Annotated in this window: 1 protein-coding gene; it reads left to right on the top strand. The window is 54.5% G+C overall.

Going from position 1 to position 424, the window contains the following annotated elements; genetic code table 11:
* Positions 1-424, top strand: a 424-nt coding sequence (locus ET810_RS11865; RefSeq protein ID WP_174775567.1) for a UPF0182 family protein, incomplete at both ends; no start/stop codon positions are given.

The following is a 424-nucleotide window of genomic DNA, read 5'->3' as shown; positions in this document are numbered from 1 at the left end:
GCCTAGATTCCAGCTGATCACGCCATTCCGTGGCCTCCAGCGCGAGTACCTCGCAGCGCATATGTCGGTGAGCTCGGATCCAGATAACTACGGCAAGATCACCGTGCGTGTGTTGCCAACAGATACTCTGACGCAGGGTCCAAAGCAGGCGCAGGACACCATGATGTCATCTGATCAGATCGCATCTGATCGCACATTGTGGAAAGACACCAACGACCTGTTCAACGGCAATTTGCTGACACTGCCAGTGGGTGACGGTGACATCCTTTATGTGGAGCCTTTGTACTCCCAGCGTAAGAATCAAGCGTCGGCATTCCCTAAGCTGTTGCGCGTTCTGGTTTCGTACCAAGGCAAGGTGGGTTACGCTCCGACGATCGCAGAAGCGCTCTCGCAGGTAGGTATTGACCCTAAGGAAGCCCAAGAT

The organism is Corynebacterium silvaticum (assembly GCF_004382825.2).
Taxonomy (GTDB): domain Bacteria; phylum Actinomycetota; class Actinomycetes; order Mycobacteriales; family Mycobacteriaceae; genus Corynebacterium; species Corynebacterium silvaticum.
This window is presented reverse-complemented; position numbering and strand designations above follow the sequence as displayed.